Origin of the sequence: Idiomarina sp. X4 (assembly GCF_002808045.1) — a bacterium.
Taxonomy (GTDB): Bacteria; Pseudomonadota; Gammaproteobacteria; order Enterobacterales; family Alteromonadaceae; genus Idiomarina.
This window is the reverse complement of sequence record NZ_CP025000.1, coordinates 2,128,182-2,148,534: the sequence shown is the minus strand read 5'-3', so window position 1 is coordinate 2,148,534 and position 20,353 is coordinate 2,128,182. Positions and strand designations below refer to the sequence as shown.

General features: G+C 45.8%; 21 protein-coding genes and 1 other RNA gene. 9 read left to right on the top strand and 13 right to left on the bottom strand.

From position 1 onward, the window contains the following. Window positions 1-7 precede the first annotated feature (7 nt). Genes CWC33_RS10370 through CWC33_RS10355 form a run of 4 tightly spaced genes read right to left on the bottom strand, consistent with a single transcriptional unit; the run spans window position 8 to window position 2,451 of the window. Entirely contained in the window at window positions 8-382 is a 375-nt protein-coding gene (locus CWC33_RS10370) for a YchJ family protein (RefSeq protein ID WP_157803490.1), read from the bottom strand. 26 nt (window positions 383-408) lie between these two features. Further along, window positions 409-969 carry a manganese efflux pump MntP gene (locus CWC33_RS10365; RefSeq protein ID WP_100691856.1) on the bottom strand — a complete coding sequence of 187 codons (561 nt, stop codon included), beginning with the start codon at window positions 967-969 and terminating at the stop codon, window positions 409-411. Window positions 970-1,029: 60 nt separating this feature from the next. Further along, window positions 1,030-2,229 (bottom strand): putative manganese transporter, encoded by a 1,200-nt coding sequence (locus CWC33_RS10360; protein ID WP_232709791.1) that lies wholly within the window; start codon window positions 2,227-2,229, stop codon window positions 1,030-1,032. Window positions 2,230-2,238: 9 nt separating this feature from the next. Next, a complete protein-coding gene (locus CWC33_RS10355; protein ID WP_100691855.1) occupies window positions 2,239-2,451 on the bottom strand; it encodes a DUF1653 domain-containing protein in 213 nt (70 codons plus the stop codon). Window positions 2,452-2,528: 77 nt separating this feature from the next. Here CWC33_RS10355 and CWC33_RS10350 point away from each other — a divergent pair, with 77 nt between their 5' ends. Beyond that, window positions 2,529-3,329, top strand: a complete 801-nt coding sequence (locus CWC33_RS10350; protein WP_100692325.1) for an NAD-dependent protein deacetylase — start codon at window positions 2,529-2,531, stop codon at window positions 3,327-3,329. A 39-nt stretch (window positions 3,330-3,368) separates the two neighbouring features. Here the strand turns inward: CWC33_RS10350 and CWC33_RS10345 are convergent, their stop codons facing one another. After that, window positions 3,369-4,235, bottom strand: a complete 867-nt coding sequence (locus tag CWC33_RS10345) for an alpha/beta hydrolase family protein (RefSeq protein ID WP_157803489.1) — start codon at window positions 4,233-4,235, stop codon at window positions 3,369-3,371. 237 nt (window positions 4,236-4,472) lie between these two features. Here CWC33_RS10345 and CWC33_RS10340 point away from each other — a divergent pair, with 237 nt between their 5' ends. Next, the gene (locus CWC33_RS10340) at window positions 4,473-4,685 is read left to right on the top strand and encodes a hypothetical protein (protein WP_100691853.1); all 213 of its coding nucleotides are present in this window, start codon (window positions 4,473-4,475) and stop codon (window positions 4,683-4,685) included. Window positions 4,686-4,709: 24 nt separating this feature from the next. Here CWC33_RS10340 and CWC33_RS10335 read toward each other — a convergent pair whose 3' ends face one another. Continuing rightward, complete coding sequence (locus CWC33_RS10335) at window positions 4,710-5,228, bottom strand: DUF1543 domain-containing protein (protein WP_100691852.1); 519 nt, start codon at window positions 5,226-5,228, stop codon at window positions 4,710-4,712. A 213-nt stretch (window positions 5,229-5,441) separates the two neighbouring features. On the opposite strand from CWC33_RS10335, the gene CWC33_RS10330 reads away from it, so the two are divergent. Continuing rightward, window positions 5,442-6,080: a phosphatase PAP2 family protein gene (locus CWC33_RS10330; protein WP_232709790.1), complete on the top strand. Its 639-nt coding sequence runs from the start codon at window positions 5,442-5,444 to the stop codon at window positions 6,078-6,080. Beyond that, a complete protein-coding gene (locus CWC33_RS10325; RefSeq protein WP_100691850.1) occupies window positions 6,061-7,644 on the top strand; it encodes a phosphoethanolamine transferase in 1,584 nt (527 codons plus the stop codon). Before CWC33_RS10330 ends, CWC33_RS10325 begins: the two co-directional genes overlap by 20 nt. Before the next feature lie 22 nt (window positions 7,645-7,666). Here CWC33_RS10325 and CWC33_RS10320 read toward each other — a convergent pair whose 3' ends face one another. Further along, a complete protein-coding gene (locus CWC33_RS10320) occupies window positions 7,667-8,188 on the bottom strand; it encodes a helix-turn-helix transcriptional regulator (RefSeq protein ID WP_100691849.1) in 522 nt (173 codons plus the stop codon). Window positions 8,189-8,286: 98 nt separating this feature from the next. On the opposite strand from CWC33_RS10320, the gene CWC33_RS10315 reads away from it, so the two are divergent. The 4 genes from CWC33_RS10315 to CWC33_RS10300 are packed head-to-tail and all read left to right on the top strand — an operon-like array spanning window position 8,287 to window position 13,874. Beyond that, complete coding sequence (locus tag CWC33_RS10315; RefSeq protein WP_100691848.1) at window positions 8,287-9,483, top strand: TolC family protein; 1,197 nt, start codon at window positions 8,287-8,289, stop codon at window positions 9,481-9,483. Beyond that, the gene (locus tag CWC33_RS10310; RefSeq protein ID WP_100691847.1) at window positions 9,480-10,514 is read left to right on the top strand and encodes a membrane fusion-like protein; all 1,035 of its coding nucleotides are present in this window, start codon (window positions 9,480-9,482) and stop codon (window positions 10,512-10,514) included. Before CWC33_RS10315 ends, CWC33_RS10310 begins: the two co-directional genes overlap by 4 nt. Then, window positions 10,514-13,579, top strand: a complete 3,066-nt coding sequence (locus tag CWC33_RS10305) for an efflux RND transporter permease subunit (protein ID WP_100691846.1) — start codon at window positions 10,514-10,516, stop codon at window positions 13,577-13,579. The genes CWC33_RS10310 and CWC33_RS10305 overlap by 1 nt, the downstream gene beginning before the upstream one ends. Continuing rightward, window positions 13,572-13,874 (top strand): DUF3240 family protein, encoded by a 303-nt coding sequence (locus CWC33_RS10300; protein WP_100691845.1) that lies wholly within the window; start codon window positions 13,572-13,574, stop codon window positions 13,872-13,874. The genes CWC33_RS10305 and CWC33_RS10300 overlap by 8 nt, the downstream gene beginning before the upstream one ends. A gap of 22 nt (window positions 13,875-13,896) precedes the next feature. On the opposite strand, the gene CWC33_RS10295 is transcribed toward CWC33_RS10300, so the two are convergent. Together CWC33_RS10295 and CWC33_RS10290 are read right to left on the bottom strand one after the other, a co-directional pair. Further along, window positions 13,897-15,537, bottom strand: coding sequence for an FAD-binding oxidoreductase (locus tag CWC33_RS10295; RefSeq protein ID WP_232709789.1), 1,641 nt, complete (start codon window positions 15,535-15,537; stop codon window positions 13,897-13,899). Then, window positions 15,537-16,268, bottom strand: coding sequence for a PepSY domain-containing protein (locus tag CWC33_RS10290; RefSeq protein ID WP_100691843.1), 732 nt, complete (start codon window positions 16,266-16,268; stop codon window positions 15,537-15,539). Before CWC33_RS10290 ends, CWC33_RS10295 begins: the two co-directional genes overlap by 1 nt. Before the next feature lie 231 nt (window positions 16,269-16,499). Here CWC33_RS10290 and CWC33_RS10285 point away from each other — a divergent pair, with 231 nt between their 5' ends. Beyond that, the gene (locus tag CWC33_RS10285; RefSeq protein WP_100691842.1) at window positions 16,500-16,706 is read left to right on the top strand and encodes a hypothetical protein; all 207 of its coding nucleotides are present in this window, start codon (window positions 16,500-16,502) and stop codon (window positions 16,704-16,706) included. Window positions 16,707-16,775: 69 nt separating this feature from the next. Here the strand turns inward: CWC33_RS10285 and ssrA are convergent. From ssrA to CWC33_RS10265, 4 genes are all read right to left on the bottom strand, one after another. Beyond that, window positions 16,776-17,135: a transfer-messenger RNA gene (ssrA, locus tag CWC33_RS10280) on the bottom strand. A gap of 108 nt (window positions 17,136-17,243) precedes the next feature. Beyond that, window positions 17,244-17,897, bottom strand: coding sequence for an isoprenoid biosynthesis glyoxalase ElbB (gene elbB / locus CWC33_RS10275; RefSeq protein WP_088767896.1), 654 nt, complete (start codon window positions 17,895-17,897; stop codon window positions 17,244-17,246). A 24-nt stretch (window positions 17,898-17,921) separates the two neighbouring features. Next, window positions 17,922-19,040 carry an NADH:flavin oxidoreductase gene (locus CWC33_RS10270; RefSeq protein WP_100691841.1) on the bottom strand — a complete coding sequence of 373 codons (1,119 nt, stop codon included), beginning with the start codon at window positions 19,038-19,040 and terminating at the stop codon, window positions 17,922-17,924. Between the two features lie 76 nt (window positions 19,041-19,116). Then, on the bottom strand, window positions 19,117-20,265 hold the full coding sequence (locus tag CWC33_RS10265; protein WP_100691840.1) for a peptidase C39 family protein: 1,149 nt from the start codon (window positions 20,263-20,265) through the stop codon (window positions 19,117-19,119). Window positions 20,266-20,353 lie beyond the last annotated feature (88 nt).

Sequence of the window (20,353 nt, the reverse complement as noted above, 5' to 3'; positions counted from 1 at the left end):
CCTTCTATTATTTCACCTTACCACTTAGGTAAAACCAACGGCCCTGCTCGCGCACAAAGTCGGAATGCTCTTCCATAAAACCCACGTCAGCGCCCTCTTTATAAAACGCCCGGAAGTGCACTTTGCCTTTATCGCCCGTTTGTTCAGAAGACATGACCTGTAATTTTAACCAATCAGGTGAGTCCGACAAATCAAGTGTCATGGGACGTGTGCCGGGATGCCAGGTTTTCAGTAGGTAATTGGTAAGCTGTTTTACAAAGGCACTGTAACGTGATCGCATCAGTTGCTCTGGGGTGTCGGCCCGCATCGTCTCAATATGTAACGGTTCGCAACACCCTGAATACTCATCTCCACTGCCGCACGGACACAGCTCGCTACTCATAACCTACACCTAGTATTTGCTGATCACTATAAATGACTATACAAAACCCATATACCAATAGTAATTAGAACCACACCGCCACAAATTTCTGTTCGTTGCCCTAGCCAGCCTCCAACGATACGGCCCAAGAGCACACCAATAGTTACCATTATTGCGGTCGCTAGCCCAATTAACCCAGCCGCAAGCCAGATGTTCACTTCAATAAATGCCAGGGTTATTCCTACGGTTAGCGCATCAATACTCGTTCCTATTGCGGTCACGACTAGCTTAAGAAAAGAGCCAGTATTCGGAGTAAAGTCAGCGTCATTCTCTTCTGTTTTTACTCCCTCATAAATCATGTGAAGGCCTAATATCGTTAATAGCCCAAAAGCTAACCAATGATCCCACGCCTGTACATAAGACTTTGCGGAATAGCCAATAAGCCAGCCGATAAGCGGAGTAGAACCTTCAATCACACCAAACAGAATACCTATTTTAGCGGCTTGTTTGAACGTTGGTTTGCGTAATGCTGCCCCCTTACCAATTGCTGCAGCAAACGCATCCGTTGACATAGCAAAAGCAAGGAGGATTAATGCAATAACAGTCATAATATAAAAGGTTAAGCGTTTTCAGATTGGCGCGCATAGTAACACAGAAACACCCAGCCCTTACTCAAATAAAAAGTAATAGCCATAAGCCACAATAAAGGCTGGGATAGCCGAATAAACCGTTGCTAATATTGCCGCTTTTGGAGCTAACGCGATGGCGGGAAAGAGCGCATCGCCGTCGTTACTAATAGCGTTACCGAGTTGAGCTGAAAATGGAATAGAGCCGTTAATGTACAAACTTGTCACCAGTATCTGCGGACCACAGCCTGGTAAAAAGCCGATAACAACCGCTATCAAAACAACCATTGGCCCCCACGACGCAAACATGCCCGCAATATCAATACCAAGCAGCTGAACCGGAATTTCGAAAGCCAAAAAAGCCAGCACGACCCACCCGGTGACGAACTGAGTGTCCAGAACCGATTTATTTAGCCACCCCTCATGATGTGTCGTGGGCTCTTCACTGGTTATTGCCGAATAGCCGGTGAGATCGGACGTAAACGCCCATAACACCAAGATAAGAAAAGTCACTGTCGCAGCAATGGTTTCAACCGTATTAGCCGGTAAATGGAGTGGTTCATTGAGCTCTAGTTGGAGTGCAACCGCTATTGCTCCAATGAGCGCTGGAATAAAAATAACCTTCCAAAAACGCACGGACCAACGCAGCACGGTTTTACGTGTTGTACTTGGCTCTGGTCCACACAAGCTCTCTCTACTTTGCGCAGCGCTTTTATTCAGTAACCAGTCGTTCTTGCCCCGATGAAACAGATTAACCACGTAGCCGCTGATGGTGCCAACCACTAAGCTTATTGCCAGAATAAGTAGCGCATCGGCAGGTTTTTGCGCCAGCAGTAAAAACGCAGCGTCCCCCATTGTACTGGTTAGCACGGCAACTACGGCCCCAAAGCTTGTCATGCCACGGGTAAACTGAGTCACAACAATAATGGCGCCACCGCAACCTGGCAACGCACCCAATAACGCCGCAATAGCAACTTCCTGTAAGGGGTGCCGCTGCATATAGGTGGCTAATCGCTCTTTATCGAGATTACGAGTTAAGCTGTAGTAAAGCGCCAACGACGCAAAAACAAACACCGACACCTGCAAAAATGCATCGGACAGCACTTGTAGAGTGATTTCTCGAGTCTCCGGTAACAGCAATAAAATAGCGAGCAAAATAGGGAGGATAATACGTAGGTTCGGCTTAACCTGCCCTTCCTTGCATTCCGTCATAAGCTCGTTAAATTTCAGCTTTGAATCCATACTACCGGACTACTCCTTTATGAGGCGGAATCGGCACACTCTCTGCCCTTCAAGGTTGACCGATTCGGTAAACATATCATACGGTCTTACCCATAGTTTTTGTTCACCATACAGCGGCTGATACAGTACCAGCGTTTCCTCGGTTTCACTGTGCGTTACTGTATCAATCACTCGGTATCGGTTGCCTTTGTAGTGCTCGTAAATACCGGGAGTTATTATCATATCGTTGCCAATTGGGTTTCTTTGTTTTTTATGATCATATAGGCTTTCGCTCTAACGACAAGCTACAATTTGACCTAATGACATCACAGAAACAAACACTTCTTCAGTTTCTCTCTCAGAATAAGCCCGTAACCGTACTAACAGGTGCAGGCTTAAGTACCGCTTCGGGTATTCCGGACTACCGCGACAGTAACGGCAACTGGAAAAGTGCCCCGCCTATGCAGCATCGCGACTTCATGTCCAACGAACTACTGCGCAAGCGTTACTGGGCACGTGCGTTACATGGTTGGCCGGTACTTTATAACGCACAGCCTAATGCCTCACATTTGGCATTAGCAAAGATGCAGAAGGAAGGCTTAATTGGCACCATCATTACTCAAAATGTAGATGGCTTACACCAAAGAGCCGGAGCCACTGACGTGATAAATTTACACGGCTACGCGAATGACATGATTTGCATGAGCTGTGGTGCGCAATCGTCTCGTTTGGAAATGCACGAACGCTGTCTGGCACTGAATCCAGAGTTCGCAGAAATGGCTGCCTCCGCCCTACCCGACGGCGATGCAGACATTGAAACCGACTTTTCAACCTTCCAAATAGCCGACTGCTTAAAGTGCGGCGGTATTTTAAAACCGGACGTCGTGTATTTTGGCGACACCGTACCTAAAACTCGAGTTGCAGAAGCAAAGCAAGCGCTCGCTGACAGCGGAGGGTTATTCGTTATAGGCTCATCGTTAATGGTGTTTTCGGGTTACCGCTTTGCCCGCCAGGCCGCCGAAAATAATCAACCCATTGCCATTTTAACGCGCGGTAAAACCCGCGCTGACGACCTAGCTACGTTTAAAATAGATGACGATATTGAGCGTGTATTGGTGTAAAGAGGCCAACCTCTTAGTTGACCTCTGCTTTATAGCGTATTAATTCCAGTGCTGCTTGAACCACAACATCATTTCAGCCGTTATCTCTTTTCGTTTAGGTGCCGACTGATGCCCCAACCCCTCATAAATAGACAACTTATGTTTAAAGCCTTCTTTTTCCAAAGCCTTATCTAGAGCAATACTTTGCTCTACGTGAACTTTCTTATCAGCATCGCCATGAATAAGCAGTATTGGGATACTCTTATCAATTTCATCCACCCAATAAACAGCAGAACGCTTTTTGAGTTCTGTCTCTTTGTTTTCTTCATAATTAGGAATTCTGGCCTTATATACTTGTTCCATCTCAGGCCGGCGCTTTAGACCTTGCTGCAGGTCTAAGTTCCCGGCATAAAGAACAACCGAGTCTGCTTTTAGCCCTTGTTTTAGAGCCAGCATTGACTGCATGCCGCCTCGGCTTGCGCCATAAAGCCCAACCTTCTCAGGGTTTACAGCCGGGAACTCATCAAACAACTGTGGTAGCGCAAGCACATCTTTCACGTCTTCTCCACCAAACTCATCTTTACCGGGCAACTTAGGAAAAATACCACGATAGTTAGTCGCAAAAATAGCGACATTATGCTCTTTTGCTAAGTCAAATAGCCGCATGTAAACTCGGCCGAACATCCACATCCCATAGGCTCCGTTCCCACCACGATTATAAATAACAACGGGTAAATCGGACTTGTCAGCCGGGGCAACATAAAATCCATTAACGATAGCATCGTCTACTTTGTACACTATGCCCTTACAATCAATAGTCTTCTGATAGCGTTCAAAGTCTTCTTTTTTGTAGAATGATTTATTTCTCTTGAGACGCTCTTCAAAATCTTCTGCTTTTTTGCTACTTCCGCCGGAAATTAATTTCATCCAACTTTCATAATTTGAAAAAGGGCCTGTAAAACAGGAGTCGGACTTTATCAACGAGACACTTTCTTGAGCCTGCGCTGGTTGAGTAAAGGCGAAAGCACCTGCTAGAGTCGTTATCGCTATTAGTTTTATTGTTCTTATCATTGTCACTTCCTTATGGTTGCATCGAAAAATTTGACTAGTAGTTTTAATAACTTACCTTATGAAGATTAAAAAACAACCTAAGCGATAGACCTTATGCTTTCAGACAATAACCCGGTACTCTCTACACTATATTTTACATTGGTTTTGGTTGGTGGTTACTCAGTTGCGGCCATGATCATTACTTACTTTCAAACTGGGGAGTTTACCTGGGGACACGCTGGCATTTTGCACTTTGCCACGGCTTTCACTATTTCAATGGTTTATCATGTATGGAAAAACCATCGTCATAAAAAGCTCGGACAGTAATACCCATGTCATTTAATGCACTCATCACGGAAGCGGCTGATAACCTTTCCAGTCAGGAACCAAAGGCTGTTTTTTGCCGTCGTGGTACAAGTGAATGTAGTGACTATCGATAAGATCCAAACACAGACAGTCATCGACGGCTATCAAATCATCTTTATGCAATTGCTCCGCACCAGCTAATCCTCTGTTAAGCACCTGAACTTTAGCTTGCTGTTTAGCCGCTTGAACAGATTCGGCCACAACAACCGTAAAATCATGAAACTCCGCCAACTTACCGTCAAAGTAGCCACCAAAATTCACGAAATAAAGCTTTTTAGCGCAATCCAATTGTGGCTCTTTTGCAAGTTCAATACGATAACCATCGACATGGTGCAACTGAACATAGCTATCCAGATGCAAGCCTTTTTGCGTACCGAACCAGCCTGCTCGAATTTCTGGGTAGGTATGCTCAATAGTTTCCCCCACAACAAAACGAACATCATGTAGCTCAATATTCGCGCCGGGAGCAGTGCCGCCAACATAGGTTAAATAGAGTTTTTTCATGCGGGATGTCTTATCCGTTTCCGTAATTTAGCGATTTCATTTATTTGTAATAGTCATGTTGATTATAAAGAAAATTTTAAGCTGCGCTTAATATTCGTTGCTTAAGATACGCTTTTTATTGGTTCGGGCCCCCCATGAAACCAGAAAAATCAATATGTTGGATTTCCTAAAATGACCACACTCTGGCAGCGCTGGTTACTGACGTTCTTAGTAGTGCTCGTTGCATTAGCGGCTGGCGATTTACTCAGTCTCAAGTTTTTTATTGCTAATAAGCTCTATCAACTTGAAGGCTTTCAGTGGTCGCTGAAACACCATTTTATTACTGAAGCAGTGCTTCATGACGGTGTCCGCACGTTAAATCTCATCGCTGTTGCATCACTGTTGATTATAACCTTACTGCAATTCATACCTGGAAAAAGAGGTTCTCAAAAACGGTCTTATGTTCTTCTGTTGTTATCCGTTTTACTTTCATTTGGCTTGGTTAATTATCTAAAAGCCACGCTGGGAATGGACTGTCCCTGGGATTTACGACAATACGGCGGAACGAAACCTTATTTTAGTTTGTGGTCTCTTAATGACAGCCATGTTAGCTCGGGGCGGTGCTTCCCCTCCGGGCATTCAAGCATCGGCTTTGCCTGGATTGCACTTTATTTTTTCTGGCGTCGGCATCGGCCTACCCTTGCCAAAACTACGGTCGCCCTTTCTCTTATTGCGGGGACTACCCTGGGATTTGTTCAGCAGCTGCGCGGCGCCCACTTTTTTGTTGACGACATTGCGACAGCTTTCATTTGCTGGACCGTAGCCTTATTAATTTTTCGTGCAGGTGAACAACATGAAACGATTCAGTCTTAATTTTATAGTGATACTAACGATTGTTTCGGCCTGGCTTACCTTTGCTTACTCAACGCCATTGCTAAATACGTTAGAAGCTTATGGTATCACTCCCTTCGTACAGTATAAATTAATGGCATTTATACTCTGCTTTTATGCCTTAGTATTAGCCTTAAGCCAGCTGTTCAACATCTTCAAGCTGCTAGCCATAGTTTTAATGATGTTAGCGGCTACTGCTTCATTCTATATGTTGCAATACGGCATTGTCATTGATCCCGACATGGTCATAAACGCCTTTGAAACTGATCCGGCAGAAGCAAGCGAACAACTCTCCAGCAGATTTTTCATCACTCTACTCATGCTTGGGGTTGCCCCTTCATTATTATTGCTTTACGTCAAAATGCCTAGCTGTAACGCGTTAGTAAAAATCAAACAAAGTCTCATCTCAGCAGTCTGTTTACTCTCTTTAGTGGTGGGCATTGCATACACCAGTTATGACGACTTTGCTTCTTTATTTCGTAATCACCGGGATATCAAATATCGTATCGTCCCCTTCAATGTGGTTTCTGCAACAGTTTCAGCGGTATCAAGAAAGCTAGAAAAGCCAGCAGAATTTATTTCTCTGGGGCATGACGCAGTACAAACTAAAACCTCAAACAAGCCAAATGTCATGGTTGTTATATTGGGAGAAACGGCGCGTTCCGATCATTTTTCAGTCAATGGTTATGACCGAACCACAACACCCACTCTCATTCGTTTGCTCAATTCAGGGCAACTTCAAAGCTACAAAGACGCCACATCATGTGGAACTGCAACGGCCGTTTCAGTTCCCTGTATGTTCAGTTTTTTAACGTCTGATAACTATTCGAATATCGCGAGAAATTCGAGCAATGTATTAGATGTCCTGCAAACAGCAGGTATTGATGTAACCTGGATAGAAAACAACTCCGGATGCAAAGACGTCTGCAATCGCATCAATACCCTTGTAATGAATAAAAGCCGGTGCGGAGAAATAAGCTGTTACGACACAGACATGATTAACGAACTCAAATCTTGGTTGTCAAACATCAGTCAAGACTCAATTATCGTCCTTCATCAAATGGGGAGCCACGGCCCGGCCTATTACAAGCGCTCGCCCCAGCAACTCAAGCGCTTTTTTCCTGAATGCGAAAGCCCAGAGTTAACAGACTGTACTCGAGCTGAAATTACTAATGCTTATGACAATAGTTTATTGGTAACCGACCAGCTCATTAGTGAGGTCATAGCGTTGCTAAGGCAGCATGATGAACTGGATAGTACGATGATGTACGTTTCTGATCACGGCGAATCGCTCGGCGATAGCGGAATTTATTTGCATGGTTTACCGAACTGGCTAGCGCCCAAGGAGCAGCGACATATACCTTGGATAATTTGGCCGTCGCACACAATTGGTGTCGCAGGAAGTAGCGATAACATAGCGGTCAGCCACGATAATTTCTCGCATACGCTGTTGGGATACTTTAATGTCGAAACCTCACTTTATAATGAAAGCTTGGATTTAAACAAAAAAGCTGAGAAAAATATAAACGCATCGGCAGCGCCTTAATATGGTTTATCCATTTACACACTCAGTCTAATAAGGTTTCGATCAACCAGGCTGATAGATTATTGCGGCCACTCAACCCTGATTTTGCATAAACTGATGACGCCTGCTGGCGAACCGTCTTTTCTTTGGTATTTCTGACTTCAGCTATTTCGTTAAAGCTTAATCCCTTGATTAATAAAACGGCGACCTCTTGCTCACTAGGCGATAACTTCCATTGTTTGAACCAGGATTTTACAGCAGTATATGAGGCTGGAGAGCCGTCTTCGTCCCCGTCTACCTTCACTATCGACTCCTGGTTTTCGGCGCTATCTCTTTCGCGTTGCTGATGTCTTGTTAACGCATCTTTTACCTGTTGAAGCTCTCGGTTACGCCCTAATACTCTTTTCCACAACACAATAAACGCAGCAATTGAAATTACCACGGTGATTCCCTCAATCGCCAAGTGCCAGGTTGCCACTTGCATATGGTAATCCGCTATCACATCAGAAATATTAGCAAACGCAATGAGTAAAAAAATTACCATTAATAGTCGGTCAATTGTCATAAATTCCCCATAAAATACTACGCTTAGGACATCCGCCCGATGCATTAACGCCTTAAAAACCCTAATGTCAGCGATGATATTAACCGATGGAGGCTTTAATGTCTTTGTTCCGCGTCATTCCCGGTAAGTTGTTTTTTAGTCTATTGGCTGTTGCTGTGTTGCTGCTTAGCCCCCCAACCAAAGCCAATAATCCATCACAACAAACTTTACTGCAGTCGACGGTTGAGCGACTCAAAACGGATGGGCTTGTTATAACAACTGATTTTAGCCAGCGCCGATGGCTCTCCGCAACACCACGGTTGAGTCTAATGCATTGGCAGACTATCGCTGACAGCTTTGGCGCTAACGAGACCGAGCTTGTTTTAGAATTGGAGTTTTTAAATTCAGAGCAACGACAGCTTGATAGTCATTCTCAGCAGTTGATTCAACAATACCATCAACTCCAGAATCTTCAGCTTAATCTGACAGCGAGTGGTGTTATACGTGAACTGTTCTGGCAAACCAAACAACGACAAGCTGAACTTGCTTATGCCGAACAGGTCGCTGACCAACTAAATCAGCTACAACGCCAAACCCAGTTTCTAGTTGAGGCAGGAGAGCGCCCGGCGTATGCAGGCATCATTGTTATGCAACAGCAGCAGGCTGCGCAGAGCAAAGTTGCAGAAAAGCAGATTGCTTTACAACAGCTCCAACGCCTGTGGCAGCAGTTCACCGGCTTTAGTGCAGTACCAGCCTCACTTGATGAGCCTGAACTGACACAACCGGCCATACCAACACACCCTGAGCTGCAACGTCTACAGCTGCAATGGCAATTGACGTTAAATGCAACCCACCAAAGCATCGCCGCCCAAAAAAGCTGGGGCATTAACGCAGGGTATAAATACATTGATTCGCCCTCCCAAAGCGAAAACCAATGGGGACTGGGTTTTAGCCTGCCGCTCAGCTTTTCTCAGTCCCTAAACGCCAGCGAGCTTGTTGCCTTGCAACAGCAACAAAACGAATTGAACCAATCACTGAGACAGACACAAATACGAATTGCGCTCGACACCGTCGACGCAGAAAGTCGGTTAGCTCAACTAAAGCAACAGCATCAAAGTAATCGTCAAAATGCAAACCTAAGTCATCGAGCCATTGAGCAGCTCAGCAACCTGTACCAACAAGGTCAAATTGATACCCGCTTGTACATTGATCGATTACTTGAACAGTTGTCTTACCAACAAGCTGCACAACTCAGTCAAATCGAAGTTAAAAAAGCCGAGGCACTATTAAACCAAGCAAAGGGGATCACTTTATGAAACGCCGTAACCCTTCTCGTCGCGCCAATATTCTTATTGCTAATATATTAGGTCTCGCTTTATTAGGAGTTGCGACAGCAACGAATGCTTTGGCCGCACAATCCATTGCTGCCGATCAAATCAGCAACTATGAGCTGCGCCCGCAAACCGCCGAAAAAGCAGAAATGGTTGCTTTCGCCCCCGTTACCGCTCGTTATCAAACAACACCAGGTAGCGTCTTAACGTTACCCAACCCCTTCGACAATGCTGCCGTCGACTATACAGTGGTTGATGGTCAAGCACTGGAGTCGGGCACTCTGATCGCACAATTAAGCGGCTCTTCGGTCGAGCACTTCTTCCATCGTGTTGACATACTGCAAGAGCAATACAATGTTGCCTCCAAACAATATCAAAGCAAAAAGCGCTTATACGAAAATAACGCAATCGCTACTGATAAGTGGCAGCAGTTTTTAACGCAATACATTAACCTGAGTGATACCTTGCACGATATTAACGTGATTCTAAAATGGGTGACACAAACTGGTGAGCAATCAGCAAAACTTCTCGCAACAGAGCCAGGCGTTTGGCGTACCAGCGATAATAGCCAGCAGTTAGGCTCATTGCTAACACAAGAGCGACTCGCTGTTGTTGCTGAGATTCCTATCGCGCAGGCAAAACGTATTACTCACTTACAAATTAACAACCTGCAACTAGCGGTAAGGCAGCGCGAACAAATCGTCCGTAATGGCTTTGTTCGCGTCTGGAGTGAGTCGCCGCGCCAAGTTGACTGGGCTATTGATCAACGTTTTACAGTCGCCCCCCTAGCGGCAATTGACAACGCCTACCGTGTGCCTGCCAGCGCCATTGCTACTCTAAAGGATCAAGCTGTTGTTTTTAACATCGAAAACACGGTAATTAACGCCGTACCTGTCGAGCTACTCAGTTTGCACGGCTCATATTACTTTGTGCAATCCACAATCCCATTGGATAACATCGCAACGCATTCTGTCGCTGCGCTAAAGATTATCGCTGAAGAGCGGGAGGCGCAGTAATGATTAGCCGTATGCTGAGCTTTTCGCTAAAAAACCGTCTGTTCGTTTTTATTACGTTTTTGCTGATAATCGCTTCTGGTATCCAGTCAACTCGGCAGTTACCCGTAGACGCTTTCCCTGAGATATCCCCAACTCAGGTGAACGTCATTTTACGCGCGCCAGGTATGGCTGCCGAACGAGTCGAAAATCAGGTGACCCATCCATTAGAGACCGAACTGTTGGGCATACCAAATCAGACCATTTTGCGATCGACGACCAAATACGGAATTACCTCAATAACTCTCGACTTTGAAGAAGGCACAGATATTTACTGGGCTCGCCAGCAAGTGGCAGAAAAGATAGCCGCAGTCAGTAAAGACTTGCCGACCGGTATTCAAGGCGGTATGGCCCCCATGAGCACTCCGCTAAGCGAAATGTTTATGTTTACGGTAGAAAACCCCGAGATGAATCTAGCGCAAAAGCGTCACCTGTTGGATTGGGTTATTCGACCAGCGTTACGCACAGTTGAAGGCGTAGCTGACGTGACAAATTTGGGAGGGAAAGTCAGAACCTTCCAGTTTACACCATCGGCGTCGAAGTTAAGCGATGCCGGAGTTTCACTACAAGCAATAAAAGACGCCTTGGCTGATGCCAACCAAGTCGGTAATCTCGGTCGCATCACGCAAGGCACCGAAACGTTCAGTGCACGGGTAACCGGTCGTATTGTTGCGCTTGATGATCTCGCCGCTATTAACGTAGCGAATCAACAGCAGCAAGTTTATCGTCTTGATCAACTCGGTGAAGTTTCGCTCAGTTACCTCCCACGTTTTGGCGCTATTACCAAAGATGGAGAGGAAGCCGTCGAAGGTCTGGTCGTCGGCTTAAAAGGCGCTAATGCCGCAGCCGTGGTAGAAGCTGTAGAACAAAAGTTGACACAAATACAACCGAGTTTGCCAGAAAACACGGACATTAACGTGTTCTATAACCGTAAAGGTCTTATCGACACAGCTATTGCCGGAATTTCTGATGCGCTGATGCAATCTATCGTATTAGTTATTGCGGTACTGGTTTTCTTTTTACGCAATGTGCGTGCTTCAATTTTGGTTTCATTATCGATTCCCGTAGCAGCTCTTATTACCTTTATTAGCCTTCGATTACTGGGTTTATCGGCAAACTTAATGAGTTTAGGCGGGCTGGTTATTGCCATCGGTATGATTGTCGATTCATCAGTCGTTATCACTGAAAAAATTGAAACCGAATTAAATTCCAAAAAAAGGTTGCCCCTGTTACACAAGATTTACCGTGCCAGCCTGGCCGTTGCACCATCGGTGGTTAGCGGTACCGTGATTATTATTTTGGTGTTTTTACCCTTACTCACCCTGACTGGGCTGGAGGGCAAGCTATTTTCACCAGTAGCGTTGACTATTGTTATCGCTATAACCGCAGCGTTAGCAACTTCACTAACACTCATTCCGGCGCTGGGCTCGTTATTAATGCGACCTAAAAACCGCCGCAATAAGTCTCTTGAGCGGATGCAGAACCGCTATCGGCATATTCTATCTCATGTTATTAAGCACCGTCGTGCCACAATGATGGGTTTTGCCGCTGTATTCGGCTTAAGCATTGTCAGTTTTCTTATGGTGGGTAAGACTTTTATGCCCACCATGGACGAGGGCGATATTATTGTGCAACTTGAAAAGTCACCGACTATCTCGCTGCAAGAATCCGTCGCTCTGGATACTCAAGTCGAGCATGAACTACTCGCTAAGATCCCCGAGATCAAACAAATTGTTGCCCGTACAGGGTCTGATGAACTCGGTTTAGATCCCATGGGACTTAACGAAACGGACGTCTTCATGGAACTTAATCCCAAAGACAGTTGGCGTTTTGATAGCAAGCAAGAGCTTATTGATGCCATTCGTGAGATCGTATCAGCCTATCCGGGCATGAATGTTAACTTCACGCAGCCTATTCAAATGCGTATTTCGGAAATGCTTACCGGTAGTAGCGGTGATGTTTCAATTAAAGTGTTTGGCGATGACATGAATACTCTGGCTAATATTACCGATAAAGTCATTGAGCAAGCTGAACAAGTGCAAGGTGCGGTTGACGTACAGGCGAGTGTAATAACTGGCGCTCGCTTTTTAAGCATAGTGCCGAAGATGCAACAACTGCGCTACTACGGTATCTCAAAACAAAACTTTAGTGAGTTTATTCTGTCACAACTAAGCGGTTATCCTATCAGTGAAGCCGTAGACGGACGTATTCGCACCCCCATTGTTATGGGCTCGCAAAAGTCAGTGGGTAACTACCACTCTGTCAACAACATCGAGTCTCTGCCTATTGTAATGGACAACGGCGAAACTGTTGCTCTTCAGCAACTTGCTGACATCACTTTCGAGCAGGGACCCGCCATTATCGAACGCGAAAACTCTAATCGCTATGCATTAATTACTAGCAATGTTGAAAATCGCGATGTTGTCGGTTTTGTAAACGAGCTGCAACAGCGAGTCAGCACTAACGTGAATCTTGAACCGGGCTACTTTATTGAATACGGCGGTGAGTTCGAAAACCAGGCTCGCGCCAGTGCCAATTTACTGATGGTGATTCCTGTAGCCTTGTTATTGATCGTGATTTTATTGTTTAGCTCGATGGGTTCAATGGGTTTAACTACGATTGTGCTAACCAACATTCCATTTGCCTTAAGTGGCGGTGCGATTTCGCTGTGGCTTAGTGGCGAATACATGTCGGTACCGGCTTCTGTTGGCTTTATCGCATTGATGGGTGTCGCCATTCTTAACGGCATAGTGATGATTAGCCATTTTGAGCAGACCCGCGTCCACTATAGTGACTTCACTAGCTTAGTAATTGAAGGGGCAAAAGACCGCCTTCGCCCGGTATTAATCACGGCTATCACCGCTATTTTTGGTTTAATCCCACTGTTAATGTCCAGCGGCCCCGGTTCGGAAGTACAAAAGCCTCTGGCGGTGGTGGTCATTGGTGGGCTGATTACAGCAACTCTGGCCACGTTATTATTACTACCCATTTTGTACTTACTAGTAAACAGGAAGTCAGGCGATGCCTAATAAGTTATTAAAACTCTATTTAAGCCGCGAACAAAAAGCAGACTTAGTCGACTGCCTAATCCAACTCGATGTTATAAGCGGTTTTAGTTTCTACGATATTGACGGCTTTAGCCGCAACCACGAACGCTTTGATATCGACGAGCAGGTTCGTGGCGCGCGACGTATGGTGATGGCAGAAGTCATTTGTTCCAACGATGATATTTCTCATATTAAAGAGGCTATTTCACAGCTTCACTTTAAAGAACCCATACGTTATACGCTACAACCGTTAGACGATGTTGGTCATTGGCTTTAACGCGCACTCCCCCATTAACAAGTTAAATGCCAAAATCATCGAAACGGATACGACTGCGATTAATGCCGATATCGGTAAGCGCTTTGAGCGTAGCCTTAAGCATTGGCGGTGGGCCGCAGACATAAACATCTACTGCATTAAGGTCCTCATTGGCAAGCCAAGCCAAAGCAGCTTCGTGTACAAAGCCTGTGTTACCTGACCACCCATCGGCTTTAGTTGTCTCCGAAAGCACTGGTGTATAAGCAGCACCATCATAAGCCTCAAACTCATCCCGGTAGCACAATTCATCCTCATTTCGGGCTCCGTAGAAAAAGACACAGTGCCGCGGCTGCTGTTTCGCCTGCTCCGCCTGAATAAGCGAACGTAAGGGAGCAATGCCGGCACCACCGCCAATAAACACTTGAGTATTATTATTCTGTTCAGTCAACTGGAAGTCACCGAAGGGCCCAGTCGCATCAACATTGGCTCCCACTTCTAAATGGCATAAATAATTAGAACCAACTCCGGGGGGAACGCCCTCTTGAGGAGATGGCATTTGCCGTACGTTAAAGACAAGCTTGTTTAAGTCTGGGCACGTCGCCATTGAATAGTGTCTTATCAACACCTCATCTATGTGTGGAATACGAAACTGCATAAACTGTCCAGCTTGGTAAGTAAGATTCCCGGAACTGGTAAACGTCAGCTCAACAATCGATGGTGTCAGTTGCCGTTTACTGACTAATGTTAAGCGAGTGTCACTAACCGCTTTGTCAACCAACTCAACATTGTATGCCGTAGAAACTTTATGTTGGCAGGACAGTCTCACGCCGGCATTCAGTTCGTCACGGTTCAGTAACGCATTCTCAGAGTCGGTTGGCTTAGGAAGATTATCGCCTTTCAACGTTACTTTACAAAGCCCACATGTACCACCGCCGCCACAACTGCTGGCAACCGGGTGCCCTTGCTGTTGAAATTGCTCAAGCCACGTCTTCTTGCGCCTGGGATTGAAGTCGCCATTAATAAGGTTACGCCCGAGCAATATCAGCCCTGACAACGAAAACCAAAGCGCCAACAAACCTGCACTCCAAATCAATAAGTGATTGAAGCTACGACCACCACTGTAGTCCATAAAATGCAAACGAAATGCCCAGTCAGCAATAGTCCATGGCGTATTTCGATGCTCAACAACCTGAGCAGACGCTATATCAACGTAAATTCGCGTGTTGAGGTCATCCGCCATGTCGACACGAAAACCCGGGGCATTCCACCCAATGACTTCCTCGCTGCCGGTCACCCGCTCAACGGATTCAACCCTCCCTGGTCCACTATAACTGCGAAGAGCTAGTTGCGTTGCAAGTGTTTCATCGGTATTCCAGTGGCTTCCGGTATTTGCATCAATGTAAATAACATCATCCGGTAATGTCACCTGGTATTGACCAACTCCTGCGACACTGACCAACTCAACCGCATGCGCATTCGGAAACCGTTGCTTTATTTCTTCAAAGCCGAATTTTGGCGCCACTTTTCTCAGTTCAGTAAGCGTTTTTTTGGGAACCATATATTGATGTCCAGACATGCCTTGATGCCCAGTTAGCGCAAAGAAGAAACCGCTGATTAACCACAACACTACCTGAACGACCAGAATAAGACTGACCCAACGATGCAGCCACTGCATAAATCGCATTATTGGGAACCTCCGGCCGGCTTTCGTTTAAAGCTAATGGTATAAACCAGTAAAACAATACCCGTTACCATCAGAATGAACGTGCCAATAATAAAGCTTTTTAACCACCAGGTTTCTATATCTACACGCTCTTCATAGTCCATAATGTGCAGCATCCAGACGATATCGAAGCCACGCCAGAAAGTGTGTCGCTTAACCAACAAGTCACCTGTTGTTTCTGACAGATAAAGGCTGGTATTACCAAAGTCGTCATAATTGATTTGCCACACCGGCAGCAGTTTTGCACTAATTTCCGTAGGCGGGTTATCGGTCATATAAACAACCGACTCAATATTTGTTTGCTCCTGAGCGTAATAACGATTCGCAAGCGCCTTAATGTGCTGTTCATTCAGCTCAATAGGCTGTAACGATTCAGCATTTACCAACAAAGAACCTTTGCTTGTTTCCAACTTGTAAACCGTCTGTAGTGTGTTGTCGAGCCAGCGGGTTTCTAGGGAAACCGAGTGCGTCTCAGGGTAGGTGGCGAACAACTCATCGAGGCTCGCAATATCGGTATGTTCAGGCAAAGGTTGACTGATATCCTGAACCAGATGATCACCATGGATATAATCCAAGTCAAAGAACACCATGTAAGCACCGCTGACTGCCCAAATGACCATCTGTACACCAAAAACTAATGACAGCCACCGGTGCCAAACTCTCCAACGACTTGAACGTTTCTTTTGCGCCATATCCGGCCTCAGTAATATGAAATAGCTAAAAGTCCTCTCAAATAGCGCACGTTACTTGCGTTACCTGAAAGAGCAGGCAGTTGTTTCTAAGAATCAGTTTTCCTAAGTGGTCATTATCGTGAGAGAGAAAACTAACAACAAAATTCCGTTCGGCACAAACCGTTTACTTCTTTGCAACATGAGCGAACTTAGTCTAACGTCATTATTAACCCTGTCAAACGAGGCGGCTTTATGATGGATCACAATATATTTACTAATATGGGCTTTCTGTGGATGCTCATTATGGGGATTATTTTTGTCATTCCAGCCTGGAGAATATGCCAACGCATTGGCTACCCCGGCCCTCTTGGACTATTAATTTTAATTCCCTTTGCCAATATTGTTTTGCTGTACTTTATTGCGTTTGGCCCATGGAAAATCAATTCGATTGACCAATAAAATCAGCTCCTAAGCGTTGGCTGTGTGAAGAAAAGAAAAAGCCGCTCAGATGAGCGGCTTTTATGGAATTGGTGGAGCTGGCGGGAGTTGAACCCGCGTCCGCAATACCTACATCCTCGGTCCTACATGCTTAGTCAGTCTTTTGTTTAACCTATGCGACGCCGACTAACAGGCTTCGTTCATAGGTGAGTCCGATTGAGTTTAACGCTTCAGCTCCGGACAAAGCATCCACGCGAGTCTACCTTAGGTCGAGCCGTCCTGATCCAGTCTCGTAGACAAAGCGCTGGGGGACGGGCTTAGCGGGTTATTAAGCCGCTAGAGCGTAGTTGTCGTCGTTTGCAACTATAACGTTGAGGCTTTTTACGAGGCCAGCCTCACCTCGGCATGCACCTTGGGTTTCGTGTATCCCGTCGAATCCTGATCAGCCCCAAAGTTTTCTGTCAGTTCTTAATGACGTAATGTCGATACTATAACTCAGACACCGTTTAAGCGCTATAAGTTCCGCGCTTAAACGGTGAATTATTAGGCTTTCATACCTTAAGCGGCCATATAAAGCACTTTTTCTACCAATTTGCGAATGCCCTCTTCCGCATCCGCTAAGTTATCCGCCAACATATATGCCGGTGTTGTCACCAGTTTGTGCTTGTCGTCCACCACGATATCGCGCACGCCACAGTCAACGTGTTCGCCACCCATTGTATTAATTGCGCCAGCGACTTCTTGGTCATTACCCACAGTCACTTTCACACCGCTACCATAAATATGCGGTAACAAAACAGGGGCAATGCACATATAACCTGCAGGCTTCTCTGCATCAACAAAGGCTTTACCAACCTTAAGAACTTGCTCGTTAACGGTCATTTCAGCTCCGTTCACTGCAAAATCACAAAAGTTCTTCGCAACACCAAAGCCCCCCGGTAACATCAAGGCATCAAATTCCGACGCATCCAGTTCACTTAACGGTTTCACCTCTCCTCGAGCAATGCGTGCGGCTTCTTCCAGTACATTACGTTTGTCGCCACTTTCTTCGCCTTTCAAATGATTAATAGTGTGCATTTGCTCGACGTCGGGAGCGAAACACTGATAAGCAGCACCTTGCTTGGTAAGGTGCAACAGAGTTAATACCGCTTCATTCACTTCAGCGCCGTCAAACACACCGCAACCTGACAATAGTACCGCTACTTTTTTCATAAAAACCTCTACTTAAACGTAAGTTTATTTATCGTTTATATGTTTATCGTGCTCAGTTCGCCATTTCCACTCATTTTCAAGCGTTGCTGTCGGCTGCAACATGGCGAAGTCTAAATCTTCAATTTTGTCACCTGACTTCAAACGCTTCGGGAGGTCAGGGTTTGCCAACGCCGCTTTAGCCACTGCCAACATAGCGTTCGGATAATGCGCGGCTACGTGTTCATAATTGGTCTGGTCAATTCCACCGTTAACTATCAACGGAATATCGCTGAATTCCTGCACAATTTCCGCCAGCGTCTTCGCACTGCCACCTTTAAATGGCTTACGATTTACGTCGGTGTCCGTTGTATGAATATAGTCTATTCCAGCCTCTTTCAAGGCTTTCACCAGCTTTATCATCGCGTCTTCGCCTTCCGGCCACTGGTAATCCGGGTCGGTCACCGTAATTTGGCCCAGGCGAATACCAACAATGAAATCATCTTTTGCCGCTGCTTTCGCCGCTTTTGCAACCATTTCAACAAACTTAATACGCTTACCAATATTGCCACCCCATTGGTCTTCACGTTGGTTGAAGTAGTCACTTAAAAATTCATTCAGCAAGTAACCATTGGCGGCATGCAGCTCAATACCGTCAAACCCTGCCTCTTCTGCGCGCTTCACGGCGCCAACGAAGCCTTGCATGACCGCATCGAAGTCGCTTTCGTCCATTGCTTTCACTTCTGGCCAGCCGTCAGTTTCACCATATAAACTCAATGGCTCACCTTTAGGCTGTACGGCACTTGGCGCGATCGGCGTGTCCGTATATTCATTGTGTTGGAACTGGGCGCCTGCGTGCATCAGCTGTAAAATAAATTTGCAGTCGTGCTCATGTACTTTTTCAACAATTTCTTTCCAGGCATCGGTTTGCGGTGCATCAGTAATACCCGGCTGATTAATATAACCCTGGCTTGCCTGACGGTCGGTATAAACACCTTCACTGATAATCATACTCCAGCCACCTTTAGCGAATCGCTCGTAGTATTCACCCATAAGCTCGGTTGGCTTACCTTTTTTATCAGCACTGGTGCGGGTCATTGGCGCAACCACAAATCGATTATCAAACTTGTGGCCTTTTAACTCGAAATCATCAAATGCAGAGCTCATACGGAATCCTTTTTTGTTAGGAACTAAACTATGACTTTGTGCATATTTACGGAGATTTCAAGGTGATTTGATCACTTTACCTATTTTTAACCAACAGAATCACCGCCGCTTTTTGCTTCTTGCCGCCATATCCAAAGGCTTTACTGAACGTTTTGACCGGTATCGGTAGGTATTGTCTTTCTGTCGGTGACTGCCAGGGTAAGGTATCGTAATCGGGGTCATTAATATAAACAAAATCGTCGTCTGCGGCGCATATCAGAACCCAATGGGGTGCTCGAATGCCGTCAAACAAATAGGTTGAAATAAGCGCCATGACCAACGCCCCGGCCGCCAAGTCACGACACAACGACTCTAGTGTGTAATCGCCTACGGACACGGCTACATTTCTTTCACGCAAATAACCGATATCGACTTGCTGTATTCGCTCAATAACAGCTTTCTTCTGCTCATGCCTTACCGAATCGACAAACAATGGCTGATCAGTATTCACCTCAACACGAACATTCAAGCCTCTTTTTAACGCTGCGCGAGCTAATCCATAAGGCCCGCAACCGCCGTGTCCAGAGGTCATATAAATAGTGGTTGCTTCGCGCCAAATCTCCAGCTCTTCTGATTGCGGGTCATGACTTGGGTAGCCAAAGTAATCAAGCGCCATTAGTAAGCTTGCCGGTCCACAGGTGAACTCTGTTGACTGGGTTAACATAGGAACGTAGGTTTCGGTAGCACCCACACCGGCATCTTCGCCGAGTTCATAGCGTGGTAGGAGTTTTTGCAGCACAAGCGCGTCACTCGACTGTGCCTGAGTCACCGGAAAGTAGGCTTCACGCAACTCTATAGAGTGAAACCCATCACCAATAAGTAGTTTTTGAGCGACCTTATTAGACACCGCCACTTCGGTACGTAAAAATAAAGAATGCCGTTCGTCAGCTAACTCTTCGCCTTTATGAAGCAATAAACGCCCGTAGCCTTTATGACGACAACGCTCACTGACCACCAGCGCATACAAACGAGCCAAGTTGGTGTTGTTGCGATACAACACCACAACATAACCTTCGACGTTGCCGTTCACTTCAAGTACAAAAAAGTCGGCCGTTTCGGACTCAATAAAGCGGCGGAAGCTACGCTTGCTGATAGCATCTTCAGGGTAGGTTTTCGCTTCTAGCGTTGCCACGGCATCCAGATGAAGCGATTGAGCACAGGTTATTTTATAGCTTTGAGAAGCCATACTTAGAGCGCACCTCGTAATAAAGTTCCTGAGCTAATAACCTCAGGCTTCAGACTACCTTTTGTACCACAAATCGTGTTAAACTTGC

What these genes read in the sequence shown, in the direction of transcription:
- CWC33_RS10370 (WP_157803490.1), bottom strand. Translation starts at nt 382, where the DNA reads ATGAGTAGCGAGCTGTGTCCGTGCGGCAGTGGAGATGAGTATTCAGGG.
- CWC33_RS10365 (WP_100691856.1), bottom strand. Translation starts at nt 969, where the DNA reads ATGACTGTTATTGCATTAATCCTCCTTGCTTTTGCTATGTCAACGGAT.
- CWC33_RS10360 (WP_232709791.1), bottom strand. Translation starts at nt 2,229, where the DNA reads ATGGATTCAAAGCTGAAATTTAACGAGCTTATGACGGAATGCAAGGAA.
- CWC33_RS10355 (WP_100691855.1), bottom strand. Translation starts at nt 2,451, where the DNA reads ATGATAATAACTCCCGGTATTTACGAGCACTACAAAGGCAACCGATAC.
- CWC33_RS10350 (WP_100692325.1), top strand. Translation starts at nt 2,529, where the DNA reads ATGACATCACAGAAACAAACACTTCTTCAGTTTCTCTCTCAGAATAAG.
- CWC33_RS10345 (WP_157803489.1), bottom strand. Translation starts at nt 4,235, where the DNA reads ATGAAATTAATTTCCGGCGGAAGTAGCAAAAAAGCAGAAGATTTTGAA.
- CWC33_RS10340 (WP_100691853.1), top strand. Translation starts at nt 4,473, where the DNA reads ATGCTTTCAGACAATAACCCGGTACTCTCTACACTATATTTTACATTG.
- CWC33_RS10335 (WP_100691852.1), bottom strand. Translation starts at nt 5,228, where the DNA reads ATGAAAAAACTCTATTTAACCTATGTTGGCGGCACTGCTCCCGGCGCG.
- CWC33_RS10325 (WP_100691850.1), top strand. Translation starts at nt 6,061, where the DNA reads ATGAAACGATTCAGTCTTAATTTTATAGTGATACTAACGATTGTTTCG.
- CWC33_RS10320 (WP_100691849.1), bottom strand. Translation starts at nt 8,188, where the DNA reads ATGACAATTGACCGACTATTAATGGTAATTTTTTTACTCATTGCGTTT.
- CWC33_RS10315 (WP_100691848.1), top strand. Translation starts at nt 8,287, where the DNA reads ATGTCTTTGTTCCGCGTCATTCCCGGTAAGTTGTTTTTTAGTCTATTG.
- CWC33_RS10310 (WP_100691847.1), top strand. Translation starts at nt 9,480, where the DNA reads ATGAAACGCCGTAACCCTTCTCGTCGCGCCAATATTCTTATTGCTAAT.
- CWC33_RS10305 (WP_100691846.1), top strand. Translation starts at nt 10,514, where the DNA reads ATGATTAGCCGTATGCTGAGCTTTTCGCTAAAAAACCGTCTGTTCGTT.
- CWC33_RS10300 (WP_100691845.1), top strand. Translation starts at nt 13,572, where the DNA reads ATGCCTAATAAGTTATTAAAACTCTATTTAAGCCGCGAACAAAAAGCA.
- CWC33_RS10295 (WP_232709789.1), bottom strand. Translation starts at nt 15,537, where the DNA reads ATGCGATTTATGCAGTGGCTGCATCGTTGGGTCAGTCTTATTCTGGTC.
- CWC33_RS10290 (WP_100691843.1), bottom strand. Translation starts at nt 16,268, where the DNA reads ATGGCGCAAAAGAAACGTTCAAGTCGTTGGAGAGTTTGGCACCGGTGG.
- CWC33_RS10285 (WP_100691842.1), top strand. Translation starts at nt 16,500, where the DNA reads ATGATGGATCACAATATATTTACTAATATGGGCTTTCTGTGGATGCTC.
- elbB (WP_088767896.1), bottom strand. Translation starts at nt 17,897, where the DNA reads ATGAAAAAAGTAGCGGTACTATTGTCAGGTTGCGGTGTGTTTGACGGC.
- CWC33_RS10270 (WP_100691841.1), bottom strand. Translation starts at nt 19,040, where the DNA reads ATGAGCTCTGCATTTGATGATTTCGAGTTAAAAGGCCACAAGTTTGAT.
- CWC33_RS10265 (WP_100691840.1), bottom strand. Translation starts at nt 20,265, where the DNA reads ATGGCTTCTCAAAGCTATAAAATAACCTGTGCTCAATCGCTTCATCTG.